The 24,224-nt window shown below is 63.7% G+C and carries 18 protein-coding genes and 2 pseudogenes; 4 read left to right on the forward strand and 16 right to left on the reverse strand.

Going from position 1 to position 24,224, the window contains the following annotated elements:
* Nucleotides 1-76: 76 nt before the first annotated feature.
* Nucleotides 77-610 carry a hypothetical protein gene (locus B4N44_RS08315; protein WP_296699247.1) on the reverse strand — a complete coding sequence of 178 codons (534 nt, stop codon included), beginning with the start codon at nucleotides 608-610 and terminating at the stop codon, nucleotides 77-79.
* Between the two features lie 381 nt (nucleotides 611-991).
* Here B4N44_RS08315 and B4N44_RS08320 point away from each other — a divergent pair, with 381 nt between their 5' ends.
* Nucleotides 992-1,639, forward strand: a complete 648-nt coding sequence (locus B4N44_RS08320; protein WP_296699250.1) for a hypothetical protein — start codon at nucleotides 992-994, stop codon at nucleotides 1,637-1,639.
* Between the two features lie 250 nt (nucleotides 1,640-1,889).
* On the opposite strand, the gene ald is transcribed toward B4N44_RS08320, so the two are convergent.
* Both ald and B4N44_RS08330 read right to left on the reverse strand, forming a co-directional pair.
* Nucleotides 1,890-3,002 carry an alanine dehydrogenase gene (gene ald, locus B4N44_RS08325; protein WP_296699253.1) on the reverse strand — a complete coding sequence of 371 codons (1,113 nt, stop codon included), beginning with the start codon at nucleotides 3,000-3,002 and terminating at the stop codon, nucleotides 1,890-1,892.
* An 18-nt stretch (nucleotides 3,003-3,020) separates the two neighbouring features.
* Nucleotides 3,021-3,221 carry a hypothetical protein gene (locus B4N44_RS08330; RefSeq protein WP_296699255.1) on the reverse strand — a complete coding sequence of 67 codons (201 nt, stop codon included), beginning with the start codon at nucleotides 3,219-3,221 and terminating at the stop codon, nucleotides 3,021-3,023.
* Between the two features lie 126 nt (nucleotides 3,222-3,347).
* On the opposite strand from B4N44_RS08330, the gene B4N44_RS08335 reads away from it, so the two are divergent.
* Nucleotides 3,348-5,021, forward strand: a complete 1,674-nt coding sequence (locus B4N44_RS08335) for a hypothetical protein (RefSeq protein WP_296699257.1) — start codon at nucleotides 3,348-3,350, stop codon at nucleotides 5,019-5,021.
* Between the two features lie 142 nt (nucleotides 5,022-5,163).
* Here B4N44_RS08335 and B4N44_RS08340 read toward each other — a convergent pair whose 3' ends face one another.
* Genes B4N44_RS08340 through recC form a run of 4 tightly spaced genes read right to left on the reverse strand, consistent with a single transcriptional unit; the run spans nucleotide 5,164 to nucleotide 16,731 of the window.
* Nucleotides 5,164-6,978, reverse strand: a complete 1,815-nt coding sequence (locus tag B4N44_RS08340) for a bifunctional diguanylate cyclase/phosphodiesterase (protein WP_296699260.1) — start codon at nucleotides 6,976-6,978, stop codon at nucleotides 5,164-5,166.
* The gene (gene recD / locus B4N44_RS08345) at nucleotides 6,957-9,221 is read right to left on the reverse strand and encodes an exodeoxyribonuclease V subunit alpha (protein WP_296699262.1); all 2,265 of its coding nucleotides are present in this window, start codon (nucleotides 9,219-9,221) and stop codon (nucleotides 6,957-6,959) included. The genes B4N44_RS08340 and recD overlap by 22 nt, the downstream gene beginning before the upstream one ends.
* On the reverse strand, nucleotides 9,218-13,108 hold the full coding sequence (recB, locus tag B4N44_RS08350; protein WP_296699265.1) for an exodeoxyribonuclease V subunit beta: 3,891 nt from the start codon (nucleotides 13,106-13,108) through the stop codon (nucleotides 9,218-9,220). Before recB ends, recD begins: the two co-directional genes overlap by 4 nt.
* The gene (gene recC, locus B4N44_RS08355) at nucleotides 13,105-16,731 is read right to left on the reverse strand and encodes an exodeoxyribonuclease V subunit gamma (RefSeq protein ID WP_414718128.1); all 3,627 of its coding nucleotides are present in this window, start codon (nucleotides 16,729-16,731) and stop codon (nucleotides 13,105-13,107) included. Before recC ends, recB begins: the two co-directional genes overlap by 4 nt.
* A gap of 217 nt (nucleotides 16,732-16,948) precedes the next feature.
* Between recC and B4N44_RS08360 the strand changes: the two genes are divergently transcribed.
* Nucleotides 16,949-17,383, forward strand: a complete 435-nt coding sequence (locus tag B4N44_RS08360) for an FUN14 domain-containing protein (RefSeq protein ID WP_296699268.1) — start codon at nucleotides 16,949-16,951, stop codon at nucleotides 17,381-17,383.
* Nucleotides 17,384-17,464: 81 nt separating this feature from the next.
* Here B4N44_RS08360 and B4N44_RS08365 read toward each other — a convergent pair whose 3' ends face one another.
* From B4N44_RS08365 to B4N44_RS08385, 5 genes and pseudogenes are all read right to left on the reverse strand, one after another.
* The gene (locus tag B4N44_RS08365; protein ID WP_296699272.1) at nucleotides 17,465-18,262 is read right to left on the reverse strand and encodes an ABC transporter ATP-binding protein; all 798 of its coding nucleotides are present in this window, start codon (nucleotides 18,260-18,262) and stop codon (nucleotides 17,465-17,467) included.
* 256 nt (nucleotides 18,263-18,518) lie between these two features.
* The gene (locus B4N44_RS08370) at nucleotides 18,519-18,938 is read right to left on the reverse strand and encodes a PIN domain-containing protein (RefSeq protein WP_296699274.1); all 420 of its coding nucleotides are present in this window, start codon (nucleotides 18,936-18,938) and stop codon (nucleotides 18,519-18,521) included.
* On the reverse strand, nucleotides 18,928-19,137 hold the full coding sequence (locus B4N44_RS08375; RefSeq protein ID WP_296699277.1) for a hypothetical protein: 210 nt from the start codon (nucleotides 19,135-19,137) through the stop codon (nucleotides 18,928-18,930). The genes B4N44_RS08370 and B4N44_RS08375 overlap by 11 nt, the downstream gene beginning before the upstream one ends.
* A gap of 619 nt (nucleotides 19,138-19,756) precedes the next feature.
* Nucleotides 19,757-19,852, reverse strand: a pseudogene (locus tag B4N44_RS08380) (hypothetical protein); the annotation flags it as partial.
* A 41-nt stretch (nucleotides 19,853-19,893) separates the two neighbouring features.
* Entirely contained in the window at nucleotides 19,894-20,073 is a 180-nt protein-coding gene (locus B4N44_RS08385; RefSeq protein ID WP_296699280.1) for a hypothetical protein, read from the reverse strand.
* A 275-nt stretch (nucleotides 20,074-20,348) separates the two neighbouring features.
* Here B4N44_RS08385 and B4N44_RS19915 point away from each other — a divergent pair, with 275 nt between their 5' ends.
* Entirely contained in the window at nucleotides 20,349-20,603 is a 255-nt protein-coding gene (locus B4N44_RS19915; RefSeq protein ID WP_414718129.1) for a DUF5615 family PIN-like protein, read from the forward strand.
* A gap of 21 nt (nucleotides 20,604-20,624) precedes the next feature.
* Here B4N44_RS19915 and B4N44_RS08390 read toward each other — a convergent pair.
* From B4N44_RS08390 to B4N44_RS08405, 4 genes and pseudogenes are all read right to left on the reverse strand, one after another.
* Nucleotides 20,625-20,738: pseudogene (locus B4N44_RS08390) on the reverse strand (addiction module toxin RelE); the annotation flags it as partial.
* A gap of 197 nt (nucleotides 20,739-20,935) precedes the next feature.
* Nucleotides 20,936-21,472 (reverse strand): hypothetical protein, encoded by a 537-nt coding sequence (locus tag B4N44_RS08395; RefSeq protein WP_296699283.1) that lies wholly within the window; start codon nucleotides 21,470-21,472, stop codon nucleotides 20,936-20,938.
* A gap of 519 nt (nucleotides 21,473-21,991) precedes the next feature.
* On the reverse strand, nucleotides 21,992-22,624 hold the full coding sequence (locus B4N44_RS08400; RefSeq protein ID WP_296699286.1) for a hypothetical protein: 633 nt from the start codon (nucleotides 22,622-22,624) through the stop codon (nucleotides 21,992-21,994).
* Nucleotides 22,625-22,862: 238 nt separating this feature from the next.
* Entirely contained in the window at nucleotides 22,863-23,897 is a 1,035-nt protein-coding gene (locus tag B4N44_RS08405; protein ID WP_296699289.1) for a hypothetical protein, read from the reverse strand.
* Nucleotides 23,898-24,224 lie beyond the last annotated feature (327 nt).

Here is a 24,224-nt window from a genome sequence, read left to right on the forward strand (position 1 = left end):
GACACTCCCGTGGTCACCGACACCGGTGGGTCCGGGCAACTCTAGTGCGCGTTCCGCCGAAGGTAAAGGGAAGGGCTCAGCGACGACAGGAGCGCAGCTGTGCCCCGTAGGTCTTTGCTTGCTGATCCACACGGCGCGCGACACGCACCAGCCAGTCCTTCTTTCGATAGGTCCCGCGCTGAAAGCCGCGATGACCCTCGTGGTAGGCGAGGTACTGACGGTAACCGTCGGATTTGGGGATGCCGAGGGTACGTTGGCTGACGTCCGTGTACCAACCGACGAAGTCGGCGGCATGGTCGAAATTGGTCCGCTTGGCGCGCCGATTGCCGGTCTGCTCCCGGTACCAATCCCAGGTGCCGTCAATCGCCTGGGAATAGCCGTAGGCGCTGGAGACGCGCCCGGGCGGCCGGGCGTCGTGTCGGAAGCTCGACTCGGCCTGGATGATGGCCAACTGCACCGGGATCGGGGTTCCCCATTTGCGCTCGGTCTTTTTGGTCGCCTTATACCAGCTCGGGCGCTCTTTGAAGATGGCGCAGGCGTCGAGCGGCTTGGAGGGCGGCGGGGGGGCGGATGCGCAACCGCCGGCGAGCGCGGCTGCGAGGCCAAGCATGGTTAGGGTGTTGAGTCGCACGCGATGGGACGCGGTCGACCCGCCGACGCGGCGCAAGCACATCGACCCCGCAGCCCTGATCCTACCGGCCACCGAAACGCCCGAATCTGCACGGCTCAAGCGTCGTCGCGCGGTATCGGCGCGCCGGCTCTCACCTCGGCTCGCCCCCGCACTCCGACCCTGTCCAACACGCCGGATCCGTCCCACGCCCACGCTCGGATAAGGCCAGGACCGTCGGACGTACTCGAAAAATCCTGCTGAAATTCCCTTAACACTCATCAAAAGTAAGGGCTAATATCCGGTTGCTTGACAAATTCGACACACCTCCTGACCGGGGGATGCGTCGATCACTCGCACACTGATCCTAAAGGAGGATTCGCCATGTTCAAATCCAAAGCCGCCGTCTCGACGGAGACAGTGAAAAAAACCAAAAGGACCGACCAGGGCTCGCTGATGATGGCCCTCTTGCCATCGGTCGTCCTCTATGTCGCCGCCGTCATTCTCATCGCCCTCACCCGAGACGATGCCACCGCAACCATACCCTACTGGGAGAGCTTCGTCCCGGTGGTCGCCTTCATCTCCTTGCTCTCGGGCTTCGGACAGGCCTATGTCCGCGATCAGTCCTACCTCTTTTACACCTTAAAGCAGATCCTGCACTGGGGGATCGTGATCGGTCTGCTGTGGCTGCTGCACACACACGGCGTGCGCGCGGTGCTCGACGATCAGAAATACCTGCTGGTGCTGCTCTACCTGCTCGGCCTCGCGACCCTGCTCGCCGGCCTGCACATGGATTGGAAATTCGTCTTCTTCGGCGCCTTCCTGGCCTTCTGCACCTACATCCTGGCCGCCCCGGAGAATGTCGCGATCCTCGCCCCGATCGGCGAGACCCTCGGCATCGCCAACGCGCAAGACAAGCCGATGGCTATGATGATCGGCACCGCCGTGGCCGCCTTCCTGGCCAGCACACTGGTCCTCGTCGGGATGCGCGGCGCCATTCTGTCCAAGCGCGTGAGTGCGGCTAAAGCCTGAGGAGAGCGCGTAAGCGTACGTTCGCGTCGGGCATCCGACGCGGCGTACCGATTCGCTGGACCTGTCCGACGCCCCGACGACCCAGTTGTCCAACCGGGGCAAGCGCTGCCGCGGATCTGCGCGCCGGGTCGGGAAACGCGTCGCTGCATGACGATACTCGGGGCGCCACGGGTCCGCAAGACGCCGGCATCGCCCTGCTCGATGCCTGCCGAGGTAGCCGTCATCTCGGCGTGAGAAGCGCACTGCAGGATCACAACACCTCGGACGCCGGCACGAAGCGATAGCCCAACGCATCGGCCACGACCGGATGGACCACCAGCCCATCGCACAGGTTGAGCCCGCTACGAAGATGCGGATCATCCCGCAGTGCCGTGCGCCATCCTTTGTCGGCCAACGCGAGCACATACGGAAGCGTCGCATTGTTCAAGGCGTAGGTGGATGTATGGGGCACCGCGCCCGGGATGTTCGCGACGCAGTAGTGAAGAATCCCGTCCACGACATAGGTCGGCCGATCATGCGTCGTCGGGTGCGAGGTCTCGAAGCAGCCCCCTTGATCGATCGAGACATCGACCATGACGGCCCCGCGTCGCATGTCGCCGAGCATCGCCCGCGTGACGATGTGCGGGGCCGTCGCACCCGGAATCAGGACCGCACCGATCACCAGATCGGCATCCCGCAGCGCGCTGCTCAGCGTCGCCCGATTGGAGTGGACCACCCGCGCGCGCGACTCGAAATGCGCGGCCAATCGGTCCAGCACGGCCGGGCTGCGGTCGAGGATGGTGACATCCGCCTGCAGACCGACCGCCATCTGCGCAGCGTTGAAGCCGACCACCCCGCCCCCGAGGATCAGCACCCGCCCCGGGGTGACCCCGGGCACGCCTCCGAGCAGCACCCCCCTTCCGCCGTGCGCGACCTCCAGTGCCGTCGCCCCGGCCTGCACAGCCAAGCGCCCCGCGACCTGACTCATCGGCCGCAGGAGGGGCAGTCCGCCCGCCGCATCGGTGACGGTCTCGTAGGCGATACAGACGGCACCCGAGGCGAGCAGATCCCGTGCCTGCTCGGGGTCCGGAGCCAGGTGCAGATAAGAGAACAAGACCTGCCCCGGACGCAGCCAGGCCCGTTCCTGCGGCTGCGGCTCCTTCACCTTGACCAATAGATCGGCCTGCGCGAAGACCTCCTCGGCCGTCGCACAGACCTGCGCGCCCGCGGCCCGATAGACCTCGTCGCTCGCCCCGATTCCGACCCCGGCCGCCGTCTCCACCAGGACCCGATGCCCGCGCTCGACCACCTCCGCCACCGACTCCGGCGACAGACCGACACGATACTCATGGATCTTGATCTCGCGTGGAACCCCGATCAGCATCCCGTCATCCCCCTGCGTCTATGCCCCGATCACGCGCCCGCGAAGGGCACGACTCAGCCAACAGGACGAAGATGGGGCAGGTTCGCCGCCGCGAGAAGAGCCTCGATCCGTGGCACGCCGCCCCGGCACCACCCCGCGACGCTCAGGCAGGATGTACGCCTTCAGCCCGCTCATGTCCGGATCGTCCAAGGCGATCGCGTCGGCCTTGAGCGGGTTCATGATGGATCAGTCAATCGTCTCGCCGAGACGTCGATACGCAGGGGTCGGGACATCGCTGCCGCTCTCTCGCCTCAGCGCGAGTGATGGCGTACCCTTCGGGCCTTTGTCGATCCTGAGAACGCAAACGTGACCGCCATTCACAACCGGCAGACCGGACGAGGGGATCAACGCGGGTTCACCGCCGCAATCGGCCATTGGCTCGACCGCAACATCCTCGAGATCGGACGCGAGATGCGGCTCTCGTATCTACCCCCCTTGATGATCTACGTGGCCTACGGCATCCAGGGCCTGACCGCCATCGTCGGCACCTTCTTCGTCAAGGACTATCTCGGGCTGCCCGCCTCCTTCCTGGCCGCGCTCGCCTTCTGGGCGGGGATCCCGTGGGTGCTCAAGATGCCCTTGGGACATCTGGTGGATCTGATCTGGCGCCATAAGGCGGGCCTGGTCTACCTCGGCGCATCCATGCTGACCGGGAGCCTTTTGATCATGCTCGGCCTCTTGACGGAGCGCGAGGCGATGGCCGCCGTGATGCCGGTGGAAGCCTGGTATGTCTTCGGCGCGCTGCTCGCACCGACGGGCTATGTGATTCAGGACGTGGTGGCGGACGCCATGACGGTCGAGGCGGTCCCGCGGGTCGACGCCGAGGGCGAGCCGATCGATCGTGCCCGGGTCAAGCTGATGCATACCACGATGCAGACCCTGGGGCGGATCGCCATCATCGGCGGCGGGGTGCTGGTGTCGGTCGCCAACATCTCGCTCTTCGCCGGGGTCGAGACGATGTCGGAGGCCGAGAAGGTCGCGACCTATATCCTCATCTACGAGATGGCCCTGGCCATCCCGGTGATCTCGGTCCTGGGCGTCGCGCTGGCGGGCTTCATCAAACGTCGCGACCTGCGTCGGCTCGTCGCCAAGGGTCTGGACCGGGAGGATGCCAGAGCGCGCCTGGAACGTCCCGCTCAGATCACCAAGCCGAATTGGTGGATCCTCGGGGGCAGCCTGGTCTTCGTCGTCTTCACGCTGGGCATGGGACTCACGGATGTCCCCTACAACCAGGAGATCATCTTCGTCGGCTCCATGGCGATCGTCCTCTTCCTCATGTCGCGATTGATGCGGGTGCTGGACGCCGAGGCGCGGCTCTATCTTCTGGGCACCGCCATCATCATCTTTGTCTTCCGCGCCATGCCCGGCCCCGGTGCCGGCCAAACCTGGTGGATGATCGACGAGCTGGCCTTCGACCAGCAGTTCCTGTCCGTGCTCTCGCTGATCGGCAGCACGCTCGCGCTGGCGGGGCTCTTTATCTTCCGACGCTTCATGGCCGAGCACTCCATCGCCCATGTGGTGGTCTTCCTGACCCTGCTGACCAGCCTCTTTTACCTGCCGATCGTCGGTATGTATTTCGGGCTGCATCACTGGACGGCTGCGGTGACCGGCGGCATCGTCGATGCGCGCTTCATCGCCATCGTGGACACCGCGATCGAATCACCACTGGGCCAGGTCGCCATGGTGCCTATGCTCGCCTGGATCGCCAACTCGGCCCCGGATAACCTCAAGGCCACCTTCTTCGCCGTCATGGCCTCCTTCAGCAATCTGGCGCTCTCGGCCGGTCAGTTGGGAACCAAGTATCTCAACGAGATCTTCCTCGTTACTCGCGAGGTGAAGGATCCGATCAGCGGCGTGGTGAGCGTGTCGGCGGATTACAGCCAGTTGGGCGACTTGATGATCACCGCCCTGGTGATCGGCTTGGTTCTACCGCTGGTTGCGGTGGCGCTCGTGAAGGTGACCCGGCTGCGCAGCGCCTGAAGCGCCGATCGACCGCGAGATCCGGGGCGCGACTCCAAGCGATCCTTCAAAGGCGGCGATGTTCCGCATCGAGACCGCCCTCGGCTCGATGATGCGCTCGAGCGCCGGGGTGAGCGCGCCCTCGCGGACCGCGGCGATCGCTTCATGACGGCTCCGCCAGACACACCCGGTTCCGACCCCCGGCCTTGGCCGCGTAGAGTGCGCCGTCCACCCGCGTGAGCCAAAGATCGCTCGTTTCGTGCGGCCGGAATTCCGCCACGCCAAAGCTCGAGGTGACCTGACCAGCTGCGGGGAAGGGTTCCCCGGCGATCAAGTGACGCAGTTTCTCAGCCAACTCGAGCGCATCCTCGCCGCGGGTGTGCGGCAACAACACCACGAATTCTTCGCCACCCCAGCGTGCCAGCAGATCGCCGGTGCGCAGGTGCTGCCGCACGCGCCGGGTCAGCTCGACCAGCACCTGGTCGCCCGCCAAATGACCATGGGTATCGTTGATCGTCTTGAAATGGTCGATATCGAAGAGCAGCAGTGACAAAGGCTGGCCGTAACGCGTAGCGCGCTCGATCTCGGTGACCGCGACCTCGTCGAAGTGAAGTCGATTCCAGATGCCCGTGAGCCGATCGGTGGCAGCGAGTCGCTGCAGCTCGGTGTTGGCGGCCTGGAGGATACGGTAGGCGATCTCGGTGGCCTCCCGCGCCTGTTGCAGCTTGGCTTCATAGCGTTTGCGCTCCCGGATGTCGCGGGTCACGCCCGCCAGTTCCGTCATCCGGCCCTCGGCGTCGACCAAGGGGGTGGCGATGATCTCGGTCCACACACCCGTCCCATCCTTGGCCCGGAGTTCGAGCTCGCCGCGGAAAGGAAAATCCGCGAGGCTGAGGCCGGCGGTGCTGCGCGCATCCAGGGCGGCGAAGTAGGCCGCGGCGACCCGCAGCGAGTCCGGCATGAGGATCTGTTCCAGGGACAGCTCCCGGTACTCATCCATGCCGTAGCCGACCAGCGTCGCAATGGAGGGGCTGAGAAAGCGCATGCGTTGATCCGGACCCATGGTCCAGATGTTGTCGATGGCATGTTCGACGACCAGCCGGAAGCGTTCCTCGCTCGCCCGCAAGTGCGCTTCCGCCAGCCGGCGCGCGGTCACATCCTTCACCTGAGAGATGAAGTACAGGGGCTGACCCTGGTGATCGCGCACCAGGGAGCTGGCGACCTCGCCGTAGACAAGGTGCCCGTCGCGATGGCGGTAGCGTTTGTCAAAGGTGATGCAGTCGACCAGCCCCTGGATTGCCTTGGACATGTATTCAGGGCTGATGGTCAGGTCGTCGGGATAGGTCAGGTCATTGACCGTCATCCCTTCCAGTTCGTGGCGGCTGTAACCGAAGATGGCGCTCATCTTGTCATTGACTTGCATCAGCCTGCCTTGGGGATCGACCAGGCACATGCCGGTATTGGCGTTCTCGAAGGCCAGCCGGAAGCGCTCCTCGCTCTGGCGCAGATGGAGCTCCATCCGCTTCCGCTCGGTGATATCGGTCGCAACCTCCATGCGCACTAGCCGGCCGTCCGTCCAGCGCAGAGCACAATCGCGCAGTTCGTACCAGCGGCGGTTGAGCTGATTCTGAAATTCCCAGGTATAGACGCCGGCGGGGCTGCCATCGACGTTCACCAGTTTGTCATTGGTGCAGAAAGGACAGGGGGCATCCAGCCCTTGCAGCACACGGTAACAGGGCCGTCCCTCGGCCGGGCCAAAGGCCTCGAGGAGTGGCTGGTTCATGAACAGCACTTCATGGGTGTCCATGTCCGCCAGGTAGACCTTGGCGTCCATCGCATCGAGGATCGTCGTGAAGCGCTGGTGAGCTTCTTCCAGGGCCTGCTGGGTTTGTTTGCGCTCGGCGATCTCCGGCTCTCTTACATTTGATGTGGGTAACCCGTCCGGATCTCTCGGGATCATGCTGATACCTTTGCACACTGTTCTCTCGAGGTTGAGGCGGCGCAGGTCGACGCACTGCCGCAGCCGACAGCGGCTCCAGTCCCGGGTCCATGGATTCGGTTTTCATCGAACGGTTCGGCTCCCTCGCCGATGCCGCGCGGCGACATCATCAATCCGCTCGCCCGCAAGACGCGTCGCTGGACCGCCTGCTCCAGCACCTGTGCGGCGCCCGGTCGCACCAGGGTCAGGTGCTCGCGCGCGCGGGTGATGCCGGTGTAGAGCAACTCGCGCGTGAGGATGGGGCTGAGGGTCTCGGGAAGAACCAGCGCGGCATGGCTGAATTCGGAGCCTTGGGATTTGTGGACGGTGAGCGCGTAGACGGTCTCGACCGCCTGAAGGCGACTGGGGAGGATCCATTTGATGCCGTCTTGGCCGTCGCCGGCGGGGAAAGCGACGCGGAGCGTCCAGTCTCGATCGCCGGATGCCGGGCGTCTCAAGGTCATGCCGATGTCGCCGTTCATGAGTCCCAGACCGTAGTCGTTACGCATGACCAAGACGGGGCGCCCGAGATACCAGCCGGTGTCGGCCGGGATGAGATCCTCGCCGTGGAGCAGACCGGCAATGCGCTGGTTGAGACCTTCAACGCCCCAGGGGCCGCGGCGCAGGGCGCAGAGACATTGAAACCGGCCGTGAGCCTGCAGGACGTCGCGTGCCCAGACGTCGTAGGCGGAGGCGTCGGCGTCGCGGGCGGGATGGCCTTGTCGCAAGGTGTCGAGATAATGGCGATAGCCGTGTCGCGCCGGGTAGGCATCGGTCTGTGCTCGCAGCGCTTCATCGCCGCGCTGCGGATCGGGCGGCGAGGTCGCCGTACCCTCGATGACCAGGGACCGAAAGGCAGCATCCTCGATGCTGTGGAGCGCGACCAAGGCGAGGTCGGCATGACCGCGTGTCCAGATGTCGCGGACCTTGACCGGATCGCCCGCATTGACCGCCTCGGCAAGCCGGCCGATGCCGCTGTCGGCCGAGAAGCGATGGCTGTGGCGCAGCATGACGACGGACTGATCCAGCGCGGTGCCGGCGGGATCGACGAGGTCGGCCGGGATCTGCTCGCCGGTCGCGCGCTCCAGCCAGTCGCGGGTGCTCGGGGTGTAGTGGCCTTCACGGGCACGACCGCACAGCTCCCCGAGCACGGCGCCGGCCTCGACCGAGGCGAGCTGGTCCTTGTCGCCGAGCAGGATGAGGCGCGCGTTCGCCGGCAGAGCGTCGAGCACGGCAGCCATCATCTCCAGATCGACCATGGATGCCTCGTCGATGACCAACACATCCAGCGCCAACGGGTTGGCGGTGTGGTGGCGCAGACGACGGGTGTCCGGGCGACTGCCGAGCAGACGGTGGAGTGTGCTCACGGTGACGGGGATGGCGGCGCGCACGGCCTCGCCGTTCGCCAGATCGGCGAGCGGCAGACCGGCGACCGCGGCGGCGATGGATTCGTTCAGACGTGCCGCGGCCTTGCCGGTGGGTGCCGCGAGGCGGATACGCAGCGCCCGGCCGGGGCAGGTCTGGCGAGGCGACGGCTCGGCAAGCGCCAGGGCTTGCAGCAACGCCAGGAGCCGGACGACCGTCGTGGTCTTACCCGTGCCGGGACCGCCGGTGATGATGCTGAATGCGCTGCGGGCGGCCAGCGCGCAGGCGAGCTTCTGCCAGTGCGCCGTTTGGCCAGGCGTCCGGGCGGGCGGGAAGAGACGCTCGAGCACCGGGCGCATGGCCGCGATCGGCAGGGCGGCCTGTCGGGCTTGCAAGCGTTCCGAGCGGGTGTCGATACCGGCACGCACGGCCTGCTCGTAGCGCCAGTAGCGGCGCAGATAGAGTCGCGGACCGACCAAGACCAGCGGTGTGACGCCGTCACCCCGGCTGACCAGATCGGGATGGACGAGCGCCGCCTGCCAGTCGCGCAGGGTCAGACCCTCCAGCACCTCGGCGGGATGCGGCGGGGCGTCCGTCTGCGCAGTGTCGGCGCCCTCGGGGGGCAACGACAGGGCGAAGGTCGGATCCTTCAGCGTAGCCGCCAGATCGAGACAGGCGTGGCCGCGACCGAGTTGATGGCTGGCGAGCGCCGCGCCGAGGATCAGCAAGGGGGACGCATCCGGCACCTCGCGGCGGAGAAAATCGGCGAAGGCGACATCGAGCGGGCGCAGCCAGTCGCGCTCGGCCCAGCGGGCGAGGAGTGTGTCCATGTGCGGCCCGTCGGCCTTTGCCGCTCGCATCGTCCGATCCGTGCTCATGAGATTCGCTCCTCCGCCTTGCACGCAAAGCAGCGATCCAATGCCTCGATGAGCGCGCGCGGCGGGCGCTCGGCATGCAGACCCCGGTTCGGCGCCTCGATCCCGCGCAGGAAGAGATAGACGGCCCCGCCGACATGGCGGTCGTAGTCGTAGTCCGGCAAGCGTGCCTTGAGCAGACGATGCAGAGCGAAGAGATAGAGGACGTATTGGAGCTCGTAGCGCGCGTGCAGGATCTCGGCGCGCATGGCCTCCGGGGTGTAGGCGGCCGCGTCCGGGCCGAGCCAGTTGGATTTGTAGTCGGCCACGTAGTAGCGGCCTTCGTGCTCGAAGACCAGGTCCATAAAGCCCTTGAGCATGCCGTTGAGGAGGTTGGTTTGAAGCGCCGGGCGGGGCGCGCGCTCCAGTGTGTAGGTGCAGACCAGGCGGTCGATCTCGCGCGTGTCGGCACGGTGGGCGGCGAGCCAGAACTCCATCTCGGGGACGACTCCGGTCAGATCGACGAGGCGCAAGACCGCGGCCGGAAGCGCGCCCATCGCGGGCACGCGCAACGGCGTCGTCAGGAAGGCCTGCATCCAGGCCGTGAGCGGATCGATCCATTGGGACCAACCGCGCACCTGGCAGCGTCGAGCGATGGTGTCGCGCAGCCGCACCGGATCGGCGGCGGCCTCGGCGAAACTCGGGGTTGCGGCCCATTCGAGCAGATCGTGAAGGAAGGTGCCCGCCTCCGGCCCGCGCGGGAAGGCGTGGATGGATCCGGCGGCGGGCAGGCGATCGCTCGCGTCCGTGCTCGACGTCGACGGGGACAGGTCGGTGCCCGGTACGGCGGTTTGCGCGGCCTGCATCTCTCGAAACCGATCCTCGGTCGGCGTGTCGGCCGGCGTATCGGCGGGTGTCGCGGGCCGCGCCGGGTCCGCGCCGGCGACGGTGCGCAGGGCCGAATAGCTGGCGATCCACCAGGACTCGCGCACGACGGGGACCGAGGTGCGTGCCGGCCCGAGACGGCGCGCCGGACCGGCCGGGACGAAGCGGTCCCGCAAGGCATCAGGCGGTGATTCCGACGTAGGCTCGGGCGCCTCGACCAGGGCGATGGACGCACAGTCGCCGCGCAGGTCCTCGAGCGCCTGCGCCAGACCATCCGGCGTGATTGCAGCGCCGCCGCCCAAGAGATACCCGAAAGCACCGCCTTCCAGTCCGGCCAGCGGCGCCAAACCGACCCAGGTGGCATGCCGGGCGCGGGTCAGGGCGACATAGAGCTTGCGCAGATCCTCGCCCAGACGCTCGCGATCGGCACGCTCCAGGATCGCGTCGTCGGCACAGAGGCCGAGCTGCAATCGGCCCTGCGCGTCGTGCCATTTGAGCGGGAGGTCGTCTTTCGCGGTCTGTCGATGATCGGCGGCGAACGGCAGAAAGACCACCGGGTACTCGAGTCCCTTGGATTTATGCACCGTCACCACCTGCACCAGATCGGCATCGCTCTCGAGACGGATCTGGCGTGCATCGCCCCCCGCGCCGCGGTTTGCATCCCGGCACTGCTCGGCGAGATGGCGGATCAGTGCGTGCTCGCCGTCGAGCAGGACGCTGGCCTGTTGCAGAAGCTCGGCGAGATGCAGCAGATCGGTGAGGATGCGCTCGCCGTCGAACCCCAAGCCCGAATCAGACGCAAGCAACCGCGCGGGGACGTCGAAATCGTTGAGCAGACGGCGCAGCATCGGCAGTACGCCTTGACGGCGCCAGCAGTCGCGATAGGCGCGGAACTGCAGCACCCGCGACTCCCAGGCGAGCTCGTCGTGATTGAGACGATCGAGTTCGGACCAGCTCAGACCGAGCGTGGCGGTGGCCAGCGCGGCGAGCACCAGGCGAGCGTCGTCGGGCTCGGCACAGGCAACCAGCCAGTGTTGCAGCTCGCCGGCCTGCGGGCTTCGGTAGACCGAGTCCCGGTCGGAGAGATAGACGCTGCGCACACCGCGTTGCGCCAGGGCGCGGCGGATGATCGCTGCCTCCTTGCCGGTGTTGACCAACACGGCCAGATGCGCCGGGCGCAGGGGCTTGGGCGCGCCGTCGCCGACGAAGGCCGCCTGCCCGATCTGCCCGAGATTGAGCAGACGCACCATCTCCGCGGCGCACACCTCGGCGATCCGGCTACGATAGGCGTCCTTGCTCAGCGCCCTTGCGGACTCGTTCGGCGGCAGCCAACAGGCAGTGAGTGCCGGAAGCGGTTCGTCCTCGATGAGCAGCGCGTCCTTACGCCCTTTCGCGTCCGCCGTGATGAAGGGCACCGGGTTGTCGGTGCCCGTCTCGGTCTCGGTGCGGAAGAGGAAGGCGCCGGCCCCGGTCTCGCGGGTCTCCGCCGCCTCGAAGCAGCGGTTGGTCGCGGCGACCATGTCGGGCGTGGAGCGGTAGTTTCGCTTCAGGGTGTAGAGACGGCCGGCGCAGTCTCGGCGGGCGGCGAGATAGGTGTAGATGTCCGCGCCGCGAAAGGCATAGATCGCCTGCTTGGGATCGCCGATGAGGATGAGTGCGGTCGCGGGGTCGTTCGCCGCGACCCGATAGACGGCATCGAAGATGCGGTACTGCACCGGGTCGGTGTCCTGGAACTCGTCGATCAGGGCGACGGGGAATTGGCGACGGATGATCTCGGCCAGGCGCTCGCCGTTGGGGCCCTGCAAGGCGGCGTCGAGCCGGGTGAGCAGGTCGTTGAAGCCCATCTGGGCGCGGCGGGTTTGCTCGGCGGCGAACCGCTCGGCGACCCAATGCGCCGCGTGGCGCAGAAGGGACGAGCGAGGGGTGGGCAGATCGGCCAACTCGCCTTTGAGGTCGGCGATCGCCTGAAGTCCGGGATGGGCGGGCGGATCGCCCTTCCAGGCATCGGCAAGACCTGCGGGCGTGAGACGCTCCCAGCCGGTCTTGAGATCGGGCCACTCGGCGACGGGATCGGCGACCCAGTCTCGGAGCGCGTTCAACCAGGGTGTGTAGTAACGCACCTGCAGCTTGCGTCCGTCGACGCGCTTGTCGGCGACGGCCCCGTCCAGAAGTGCCTGAAGCTCCTCTGCCCAGGCCGCCCAAGGTGCCTTGAGCTCGGCGAGACGATCCGCCTTCTGCGTGCGAACGACCTTGAGCGCGACAGCCGGCTCCGCCGCGGGGTCGAGCCGATCGGCATGCTCCACGAGCGGTCGGATGGACCCTTGCAGCGCCTCCGGACCGGACCACCACTGCCGCACCTCGGCGGCCGACTCGGTATCGAGCGGGACCATGAAGGTCCGCCAATAGTCGCGCACCACCTCGGCGAGCAGCTCGCTCTGATCGGTCTCCAGGGTCTGGGTGAAGTGGCTGTCGCTGTCGAAGGCGTGCTCGCGCAGCATCCGATTGCACCAGCCGTGGATGGTCGAGACCGCGGCCTCGTCCATCCACTCGGCGGCCAACTGCAGCTTGCGTGCGCAGGTCGGCCAGTGATCGGGCAGGTATTCGGCGCGCAGGTCGTGCAGCGGATCCTCGCCCGGGGGGCGTACGCCAACGCCGTGCGGCTCGGCGCGGAAGGCGGTCGCGGCCTCGGCAAGACGCAAGCGGATGCGGTCGCGCAGCTCGCGCGTGGCGGCATCGGTGAAGGTGACGACCAGGATCTCGGGCGGGGTGAAGGCGCGGGGAGCTGCATCCGGTGTGTCGTGCGGTACGCCGTGACCGAGCACCAAACGGACATAGAGTGTCGCGATGGTGAAGGTCTTGCCGGTGCCGGCACTGGCCTCGATCAGACGGCTGCCGCAGAGCGGAAAGCGCAGCGGATCGAGTGTATCCGAAGCGGTGGGTCGGGCTTCAGCCCGACCGGTTTTCGCGTCGATATCCGATTGATCGGACGTCGCAGTCGCTGTTGTTCGGCCATTTGCGGGACTCATGCGGCGGCTCCGGTCGCTTGCGCTGCGGCCGAGCGGGCCGGCGTCTTCTCCTTGCCGGCGTGCATCGCGGCATAGAGCGGGCGCAGCAGGCGCTCGGCCCACTCGGCGAATTCACCACTCGCGCAGAGCGCGTCGAAGTCGGGATAGGCCCGCGCGAGATAGGCGTCGGTCTGGACCTCGCCGGTTTGCATATAGCCACCCTCAAAGATCCCGCGCGCCTTTGCCGCGTCGCCGGCCTTGAGCCACTCGAATGCGGTCTTCGCCGCCAGCGGGAGCGGACGGCACAGGCCGACCTGCCAGGCCGCCAAGAGTGCGCTCAGATGCGCCGTCGCCTCCTCGACCGAGAGTGGTTTCAACTCGACCTCGCCGACCTTGCTGAGCACCAGCGTGGCGAGGGGTCCGCCGGCCAGATGCAGTGCGAGATGGGCGACCCAGTGACGGATGAGCTTCTCGCCGCGGTACTGTTTATCCTTGACCAGGTCGCTCGCCTCGATGAGCACACGTGCTCGACGGCCCTCGGCATCGCTGCGGATACCGCCCAGCCAGTCCGCCAGCTCGGGCACGTACTCCGGGAGGTCCGCTTGGAAACGGATCTCCTCTTCGTCACCGAGAGTGTGCGGCCAGCGGTCGAGCGCGACCTGGTAGCGCGCGAAGAGATCATCCATCGGGGCGACCAGATCCACGGCGACGGCCTCGCCGAAGGCACCCGGGGCGAGATCGCCGCGACGGCGCACCCGGTCGAGCCGGGCCTCGCGCGCCGGCGCGATCGGCTCGCCGTGCGCCAAGGCCTCTTCCTGCACCCGAATCAGCTCGTCTTGAAGCTGCCACCGGCCGAGCCCGTCGAGGATGAAGGGCTCCTGATCCGCGCTCGCCGGATCGTCGGACTCGAAGAGGACGCCGAGCCGCTGGCGGAAGAAGGCCTTGACGGGGGACTTGAGGAAGTCGGCGAGATCGCGGAGCGCGAGCGGCTCGTCTCGGGGCAGCGGCGGCAACGCGGTCCCCGACGCTTGCGGTGCAGCATCCGGGCGATGAGGCTGTGCCGCATCGAGGGGGCGCCACTCACGCGCATAAGTGAAGAGCGAGGCCGTGTTCGGATCCGGCGGGAAGTAGACCGGACTGAAGGGCTGCAGCGGATGCTCAGACGTGAGTGCGTTCAAGAGGGCCTGCCCCGAATCGATCGACCCTGTGTCCTTCGAAAGACCCGTGTCGAACGCCATCCGCCAGCCGGCGGCGAGGTGGTCGCGCAACTGGGCGACCAACACCGAGGGCGGTCGCACACTGTTGTCGGTGATGCTGCGTCCGACCCAGGAGATGTGCAGATGGTCCCGTGCCGAAAGCATGGCTTCGAGAAAGAGATAGCGGTCGTCCTCGCGCCGCGAGCGGTCGCCGGGTCGGTAGTCTCGGCCCATGAGGTCGAAGTCCATCGGGATGCGGGTGCGCGGGTAATCGCCGTCGTTCATGCCGAGCAGGCAGACCCGACGGAAGGGGATAGCCCGCATCGGCATCAGTGTCGCGAAGGTGACGGCGCCGGCGAAGAAGCGTTGCGACAGACCGCCGTCGTCGAGCTGAGAGAGCCAATATTCACCCACGACCGATAGTGGCAGTTCCTCGGCAAGGGCGGCCTCGTCGCATGCTTCCTGCCATCCTTGCAGCGCGGTGTCGAGCTGCATGAGTGTGAATGCCTCGCCGTTGTCGGCGGCGTCGAAGAAATTCGCCATCAGGCCGCGCAGACGCCTGCACCAGTCGGCGACGGTCGCGGGCTCGCAGAGTGTACGCCAGGTCGACTCCAGACGCTCGACCAGTTGCACGAGCGGACCGAGCAGGGCCGCATCCAGACCGCCGATCTCGTCGAACGGTTCGATACCCTGCCATGCTCCCTGCTCGTCGGCGGCACCGACGGCATAGCCGAGCAGCATCCTGCGCAGACCGAACAGCCAGGTGTGTTGCGCCTGCGCGTCGGGCCGAGCCGGCAGATCGAGGCTCGCGCGCTGCTCGGCGTGCAGACCCCAGCGGATGTTGGCCCCGCGGATCCAGCGATGGAGCCGCGTGAGATCGTCCTCGGCGATCCCGAAGCGACGGCGCAGTGCCGGGGCCTCGAGCAGATCGAGCACGTCGCTCACGGCAAGGCGCGATCGGGGCAGATCGAGTAACTTCTCCAGGGCCGCGATCAGGGGTTGGGTCGCCCGTTGGCCCTGATCCGCAACGCTGTAGGGGATGTAGCGCGGGTCGTCGCGATCGATAAGACCGAACACTGCCTGGATGTGGGGCGCGTAGGTGTCGATGTCGGGCACCATGACGATGATGTCGCGCGGGGTCAGGGTCCGGTCGGCGTTGAAGGCGGCGAGCAAGACGTCGTGCAGGATCTCGACCTCGCGCTGGGGACTGTGGGCGATATGAAAGCGGATCGAGGCATCACCCGTGGAGGGCACCTCCGGCCAATGCGTGCGGGTCTCGTCGAGCGGGCGCAGATCGCGGATGTCGTCCTGGAGCTGCTCGAGTACCGAGCCAGCCTCTCGCGAGGCGTCGAAGAGATCGATCCGCCGGCCGATGGCATTGAACCGTCCGAGATAGCCCGCCCGCGCGGCCTCGTCATCATGCTCGTCGAGCAGGCCGATGAAGTCGCGGCCTTGTTTGCCCCAAGCCGCGAGCAGCGGATGTGCGTGCAGGTGCATCCCCTCTTCCGAGAGATCCGCCGGCATGCCGTCGCGGCGTCGCTGACGGGTGCGCTCGGCACGCAGCAGGTCCTTGTCGGCGACGATGTCGGCCCAGTAATGCTCGCAGGGGTTGTGGACGCACATGAGGACCTGGCTCCAGCGCGCCATGCCCGCCAGCACCTCCAGTGACTGACGCGGTAGGCTGGAGATCCCGAAGACCATGACCCGACGCGGCAGACCGCGCGGGCGTGCGCCTTCCGGCCAGTCCGATACCTGGCGCAGGAACGCCTCGTGGACGCCGGCTCGACCGATGTCCGCCCCCTCTCCCCTGCCCTCGCCACCTTCGGTTACATCCGCCAACAGGGCACGCCAGAGTCCCGACTGCCAACGCTGCTCGTCCGGCAAGGGGACGCGCCCGCCGCGTGCCTGGATCAGCACGTCCTCGCCGTCGGCCCAAGCGGCCAGCCAGTCGGCGCGGTAGACCTGATACTGGTCGTAGAGATCGGCCAGACGCTCGGCAAGCTGGAAGCGTTTGCGCAGGTCGGCGTCATCCTGCAGGAAGCGCCGCAGCGGAAGGTACTCGGGCCGCGCCAAAAGCTCGGGCAGAAAACGCATCAGACGCCACACCAGGCGCGACTTGTCGAATGGCGAGATCTCCGGGACCGCATCGGCGCCGAGCACAGCCCGGTAGACACGCCAGAGAAAGCGTGCCGGCAGCGAGATCTCGAGCGCCGCGGCGATCCCGACGCCACGCTCGCCCGCGACAAATTCACCCGAGCCAGCGTCGGCATCGGCAGCGAGCGCAAGCTTCAGCCACTGCGCGATGCCGTTGCTCTGTGCGAGGATGATCTCGTTTTCGAGCGGTGCCAATGGATAGCGCGCCATCCATTCCACCAGGAGATCGCGTAGATCTTCCGGGCGGTTGCCGTGGACGAGCATCAGGCCGGGCGTCAGGGTGCTTGTGGTCACTTCGAGCTCAATGCGATGGTGAACGGCGGTGATTTTGCGCGAAGGCTGACCGGAACGCACCCGATTCGCGTATGGAGACCCGTCGGACGCAATGCCGGCACGGCGTCGCGGGTCGTGCAACGCGCCGGAAAATCCGCGTGTGCTCGGTATACACTAGCGCCTCGCCGACGCGTCCCGACCCGACCTTCTTCCTTCCGCCTCGTTGCCGACAGACCCGATGCATCATCCCGCACAAGAGACCTCGCCATTCGAGACGGCGACGCATGCGCTCGAACGACTCGGCAACGACCTGCTTGCGTCGATGGTCTCGGAGGCCGACGCATGGAGCGCGCCGGCGGACGCCGCCGGACTCTTCAACGAAACCTTCTTCCTGAAGCTCGGCTTCTCCTTCATGGTCGGACTGGCGCTCGGGTTTGCGCTGAAGATGGCCTTCAAGCTGGTGCTGCTTGTCGTCGGTCTCATCCTGCTCGGGGTCTTTGCCTTGCAGTACGTCGGCATCCTGGACGTGAACTGGTCCGGCCTGGAGATCCACTACGACGGCTGGGTCGACTGGCTCGCGGTCAATGCAGGCGCCTTTTTCGACTTCATCGGCGGCAACCTCACCAGTGCGGCATCCTTTACGGCCGGCTTGGTGATGGGCCTCAGGCTGTAGGCGGGGACCAGGCGGTACACGCCCGGGCGCAGCGCGAGGATACCCTTCCCCATACAGGGCCAGAGGGGCAGAGGGAGAGGTTCAGTCGCCGAGCGGCTTCGAGCCAAGGGCGCGATTGACCTCGGCGAGACGCACCGTGCGATCGAACAAGGGCTCGAGCGCCGCATCGTGACTCACGAAGATCAAGCTCATCCGCGTCTCGGCACACTCCCGAAACAGCAGTCGAATAAAGGCTTCGCGGCGATCCGAATCGAGCGCGGAGGTCGGCTCGTCGGCGATCAGGATCTCGGGCGAACCCATGAGCGCACGCGCCGCGGCAACGCGCTGTTGCTGCCCGACCGAGAGCTCGGTGACGGGCCGTCTTGAGCGCGCGGGCTCTGCCATATCGAGATGATCGAGCAAACGCAGCGCCTCCTCCTCCAGACACCGCGCAGAGCGCCCGCCGCAGTCGGCGCGCTCGAGCACACGCGCCCGACGCAGGCGCGAGAAGCGACAAGGCAAGGTCACGTTCTCCACCAGCGACAGGTAAGGGATCAGATTGAACATCTGAAAGACATAGCCGACATGGTCGGCCCGGAAATGATCGCGCCGGACGGCACCCATGCGTTCCAGCGGCTGCCCGAGAATGCGCAAACTCCCCTGCTCGGCCTTCACCACGCCTGCCAGAAGACTCAACAGGGTGGTCTTGCCGCTGCCGCTCGGTCCCTCGATGAAGACGCGCTCGCCGCGCGCGATGTCGAGATGGTCGATGGCGAGCACGGCCGGCGCCCCGCGGCGCCATCGGAAGGCCAGATCGCGGATCTCGATGACCGGAGAAGGGTTTCCCCCGGGTTCTCCAAGGTCCCCCGGGGTTCCCAACGTCCCAACCGAGAGGGTCATGTGCCAACTCCCCAGTCTCGTTTCGTAGAGCGGTCCTTGGATGCCTGGGTCAAGGATACCTTGGATCGGTATCGTCACTCACCCGAGTCGATCCCCGCCGACGCAGATGCTTGGCTGTGCGACCGAGAAGGCCCTGGCCCGATCCCCGGGCTATGTCTGCGGCTTTGGCTACGAAGAGCGGGCCGACGATGCGATAGAACCTTTGGGCGATGAAAGGACGATATGCCAACCGACAGTGCTTCGGAGTGGGGATGCTTCAGTTGATGCCCTTAAACGGATTGCGCACGATTAGACGCCCCTCGATACATTGGTCATGCTGAAGGTCCTCGGAATACAGCACGGGACAATCCGCGACTAATGCGCTACTGACGACCAGCGAATCCCACAGCGAAAAACCATAGCGGTTCTTGATGGCGTGTGCCTGGCGAATGATCGGCACCGAGACCGGAATCACGCGGCAGTGCTCGATCATGGCTTCAAGGCTGCTCTGTATCCAGAGATCCGAGACCCGATTCTTCAGCATTGCCGCGTAGTATTCGTTCAACACCTGGGTGCTCACCACGAAGCGAGGATCAGACTCGACCAGCGCGCGCGCCAAGTCGCCTTTGGGATCCCGGGGAGTCTCTAGATGCGCGTAGACCCAGATGTTGGTATCCACGAAGGGCTCACCGTTCATGCAGTGCATCCCGATCGAAGATCGCCCGTTCATCGACCTTGAAGGTCCGATAGCGAGGACCTGCTGTTTCTGTAAACGGCGCGACCTGTTCATCCATGGGCAAGATAATGACCTCTACGCGGCGATGCTGAAGCTCGGGGGGAAGGTCGATGCGCAGCTGCTCGGCTGCATCATCGAAGACCTGGCGGATGGCATTCATTACGCTTACCTCTTTTGTGCAAACCCCAAGGCGGGATGATACCGCCAACCATGCGATTACCCATATCTTTGCAAGCCCCGACGCCACGGCAAATCTGTTCTAGCCCACCGGCGCCAGCCGGACCGGCGGGCGGCGGCGGGAGTTCTCGGTCATGCGCAGGGAGTCGAAAACCAGGCGGAGGTTGCGCGCCAGGCGTTGGGTGGTGGGGCAGACGGTATCGCGGGACTTCGACTTGATGACGCCGATCGCGAAGCAGCGCAGCGCGGCAATGTTCGTGGGGCCGTGGCCGGTGCGGATGGTGCAGCGGTCCTCGTCTCAGTTCCAGTCCAGGGTGTAGTGGCAGCCGTTTTCGATCGTCCAGTGACCGCGATTCAAGCCCAATATCCGTGCGGCATCGGCGGTGTCCGGGGTATGCCTGGTCATCCCGTAGACGGTCTCGGTGGAGGTCTTGCCGGTCTTCTTCTCGACGGTGTAGCCCTCGATGAGGACCGGGGATCAAGAACGGGGCGCGACAGGCAGGCTCTGGCGTGGGGTGCAGCGGGCGGACGAAGACGCGCTTGGCGGCGCACGTCGCGGCGCTGTAGATCGTTCCGTGAAAGCGCTGCGGATCGACAAAGGTCTCCAGCAACAGCAGCGGGTAACCGAAGCGCTCCGGCCAGTCTCTCGCCAAGCGCCGTTCGCTCAACGCCAGCACCCGCGAGGCGAGGTTCGCCACATGATGTTCGGGCAGGATCAGAAACCGGCTATTGTTGGCGCTCAGTTGCAGACGATCTTAATGGTGGCGAAAATCCCAGCCGATCCAGGCGTCGCGCGCGGCACACTTCCAGGCGCGGCCGAGAAGCTCAGCAGCGCCAGCCATTGGCCCTGCCAGGTGGCGACATACCACAGCGAATCGCCGATCTTCGGCAACGCGCCCAGATCGTGATGGGTTGCCATCAGACTCCGGAAGCACGCCTCCTCGGCGGCGGCGGGTTGCAGGACGACCTCGCGCAGGTTCGCGCTCGGGTTCTCGGGTGGTGGCTACTCCGGCGCTTGATATCCGCGCTGCCGGGTGGTGTTCAGAGTCGAGGACAGCTGCACGGTAAAACAGTCAATCTTGGCTAGAACGGTTCCGTCCTGCTGACTCAATCCAGACAGTGGAGATTGAAGACGGTGGATAACAAGACCCCACGCCTGCGCAAAATTGAACCTGGTCCCTTTTCGCCGCCATCATGGCTTGGGCCCGCGAGCGCGGCCATGTCGTCTTCACCCACGATTTGGATTTCGGCTCCCTGCTCTTCGCAACGAACGCGGCAGCTCCTAGTGTCCTCCAGCTTCGAGTTCAGCACATCGTCCCCGATGTCGTGGGCGATGCTGTCTTGGAAACCCTGATCATAGCAGTGGATTCTCTCAACTCCGGGGCATTGGTTAAGATCGATCCAAGGCGCCACAGAATCCGACTGCTGCCGCTAAGAAATTCCCATTAGGAAGGAGCCGGGTCGGGTCTTGGCAAGAGTCAAGACCTGACTCTGACCCCCGCGAACAATGTCCTCCCGTCCGTCACCGCGCGAAGTGACGTGATAGAGTGCACCGGCAAACTCAAGTCGCAGGGGTCTGGCCATGACTCCAAAGATAGCTCGGGAAAGGCATAAGTCAAGACCTGACCCCGTGACCTGACCCTATCGCCATAATCCCGTACTCGACCTAGATTCGGATGCGTGGCGATAGCTTTTGAGCGAAACTAGATTAAAATACCTGACCAAATCGCCAGAATTCGTGACTATACAATTCGCATCACGCTTCCCGAACCAGTTACGAACTACTTCACCATACAGCTTTGAAACCAGCGGCGTCTTATCTCAGCAGCAGTACGATCAGAGCTGTAAGCATGGTTGATAGCATCCTGAAGCGTTTCATCAATTGGTGGCTTAATCGATCTGATAACATCAGCAACTGGAACACCATCACCTAATTGCCGACTAATCTTCTTCGACTGCTCAGCCGTCATATCCTGATGTAAAATCAATTCATCAAGTTTATTAAACTCGTACAAACTTCTTGCAAGATTTTGTTTTTGCGGGGAGTCAAAAGCTATTTCTTCCGGATAGATATTTTGTAATACAGCCCTAATTGCACCAACGTTACCATCTGTAATGCGTTCAAGCCCTTTCTCAAAATCCAGCACGAACTCCGCCCACGGCCCCACCGAATCCGCCTGAGGGATAGGGAAACCTAAATCTCTCGCCTCCACAGTCTTTGTAAGCGCATCCGCTCCAATAATGCAATTATCGTCCGCTTTGGCTACAGCCGAACCGATCAACACTAACACTACTATGATACTAGACTTTGCGAACATAGCGATACCTCCTTAACTACCTTGAAAACGCTGGACACAAAAGTTCAAAAGTCAGAGTTACGATTGGAGCGCCGCTCGCACTACTGCCATCCAAGATTTCGCCTGTGGATTCGTTCTTCCATGTGAATCCCAAGGGATCACTGGAGCGTGAGATCATTACGAAAGGCCCACCCCAATTTGTCATCACTCGCTTCCTCGGACAATCCGCGGTAGACGAGTGCCTTGCTTCTCGCTTCTCTTTTAGAGTCGCGTCTATGCACTGCTGCACGGTCAGCAATCCTCCATTGGGTATGGTTATACCTCCGGAGTCGCGTTCGCAACACTCTATCGCGTCCAGTTTTGTGGTTGTTCCGATAGCGAGGGCGTTTTCAGTGTCTTTACCTGTGATTCTCAGCACCGTGGCGCCACATCCCTTTGCAGTTATCGGGAAGTCGCCGAATCTGGCCTCGGGGCTATGAGGCGCGGCACAGCCTGTCACAGCTATGGTTAGCACAATAACAATGTGTTTTACGAGCATACTCAGAACTCCGCTTGTAGTAGCTCCACAAAAAGGGCGTCGCCGTCACCATACTCGTCTTTTGTAGTGGGATCGTAAACCACATGAATGTTTCTGCCAACCCCGCAATCGTAGCCATTACACCAATTGACCAGATGTGAGCCTTGGTTAACATTGAGGCTCAATACGCCATTTTTTGTTTTCATTAGCAGAACTCCGGTTCTATTTCCGAACTCTGCCGAAATAACGGTTCCATGTGCAGAGACTCTTTGTTGTCTGGCGTTGAGTATTTGTTGCTGTGTTCTAAGGTCGATGTAACACTTTGCAACCATTTGCTGTTTGAATTCCGCTATCGCATCCCTTTTTTCTCTTAGTGAGGATACTAAAGGGAAACGGTCCGCGGCTTTACGAAGGATGTTCGACATGAATGTCACTGTTTTATGACTTTCCTTGCGTTCGGATTCCCAACGATGTGACAGCCGATCTCGCTCTATCATTGACAAGTCCTGGTAAAACTGTTTCGCAGTCATTATGGCTTCAGCATTCTCACCTACCGCGGTGCAGATCTCGACAATTTCGGGAGAGTAAAGATTGATCTGACTTGAGGAACAACCGATAAGCACAGCACTCAGCATCAAAACACTCATCGCTTTCACTGATTGAATTATCATTTTGCAGAATCAGACTCCAAAAAAATGGGATACCATCTCGCCTCATCTAGTGCGAACCCAATAGTAGATACGCGGAGCGAGACACAAAAAAGCCGAACCCCCAAATCGCTTCAGGTAGTTCGGCTTGGTCTATCGCTCGCTTCCTCCGTGGCGTTGCGGCCGGTCATGGGACGATCCTAGCAGAAAATGAGCATGGCCCTTTCTTCTGGTGTTGAAGGTGGATCTACTGCTTACGAAGCAGAACTCCGAGATCCTTTCGTAAGAAGGTCTTGAGATCCGCGCTCAACTCCGGGCTCGCGCCGCGTTGCAGGGATCGCGCAAAACCTCGAATCGCCTCGATCTTACGAGCCGTCAACTTAACCGGTTTGCCCGAGCGTGTTGCCTTCAGATCCGCTTCCAGGAAACGTAGCACGCTGAGTGCTTGGAGCCCCAGACGCGGGTCGCGTTTCATACGGGCCGTCACCTCATCCGCGTGACGATAGTAAGTCTGGATCAGAGCCCTACCCTCTGATGATTGGCTCAGGAATTGGTCACGCACACCCCGAAGTTCATCAATCCAGGCACGTTGATTGGATTGGTTTGCCAAGGTTGTTTCGGCCGGGCAAGTAGAATCCTCTATATACTTCAACCTGAGTGCGCTAAAACCGTAAGTAGCATGATACCCTTGAGCGGCAATATCCCCGTTATTATTTATGGCCACCGCTTCCGTAATGCTCCACCCCGATAGAGGATCGATCAGATCGTCCAAATCGTGCACTATCCCATCGTCCCAGAGAAACCCACGGTTTTCTTCGTTGAGATAATAAGTTCCGACTACGACCCCGGAGTCATTAATGTCATAGGCATCGCTATATTCCCCTGGTACATCAAGGTTTGTTGGGACATAATCCATCCAAAGAGTCGCACTTTTCGTCATTGTTCTAGTGACTCCTGTCCAACCAGCAATGATTCCTGAATTGTTAACGGATCGAGCAGCACCCCAGTCACCGTTCCCTGTTGCGAGAAGACTCATTTCCCCGTTGTTCCATTCCGCAGGCTGGGAACTACTGAGTCCAACTATTGTATCAGCATCATTGATATCATATGCAATCCCTTGGTCGAAGTAGTGTCCATAGCCCGACGGATCCCAAATCGTGGCATAAATTCCGGAACCTGGGATCCCACTTGAGAATCCAGTCAACTTGTTAGCAGCATTTATCGAATACGCTGTTCCGATCTTACCTCCAGAAGGATTCAAAACCTGAATTGAGGAATCCACCCATACTGCCGCGAGAGTAGTCGAACTCGATTTAAAGAAAATTTCTCCGGCAACTCTACCTTCATCGTGGCCTTGATCATCGGTTGGTCCAAAACGGGGTGTTTCGGTAGGAGATCAAGCATCCTGAGGGAGTGGCAGGAGCGCCGGGTAGGCGTACCCTTGGAAGTGCAAACTGACCGAGGGAGATGCCGTTGTCCGATGCTCCTGCCTGTGTCGACTCTAGTGCAGATCGACGCCCCACGCCGATCCACGATCGCTTGGATCGCGCCAAGCATCGGCATGCGGTGGCGCAAGCCCGGCAGGATGGGCAGAGTCAACGCGCGGCGG

Origin of the sequence: Thiocapsa sp. UBA6158 (genome assembly GCF_002423035.1) — a bacterium.
Classification (GTDB): domain Bacteria; phylum Pseudomonadota; class Gammaproteobacteria; order Chromatiales; family Chromatiaceae; genus Thiocapsa.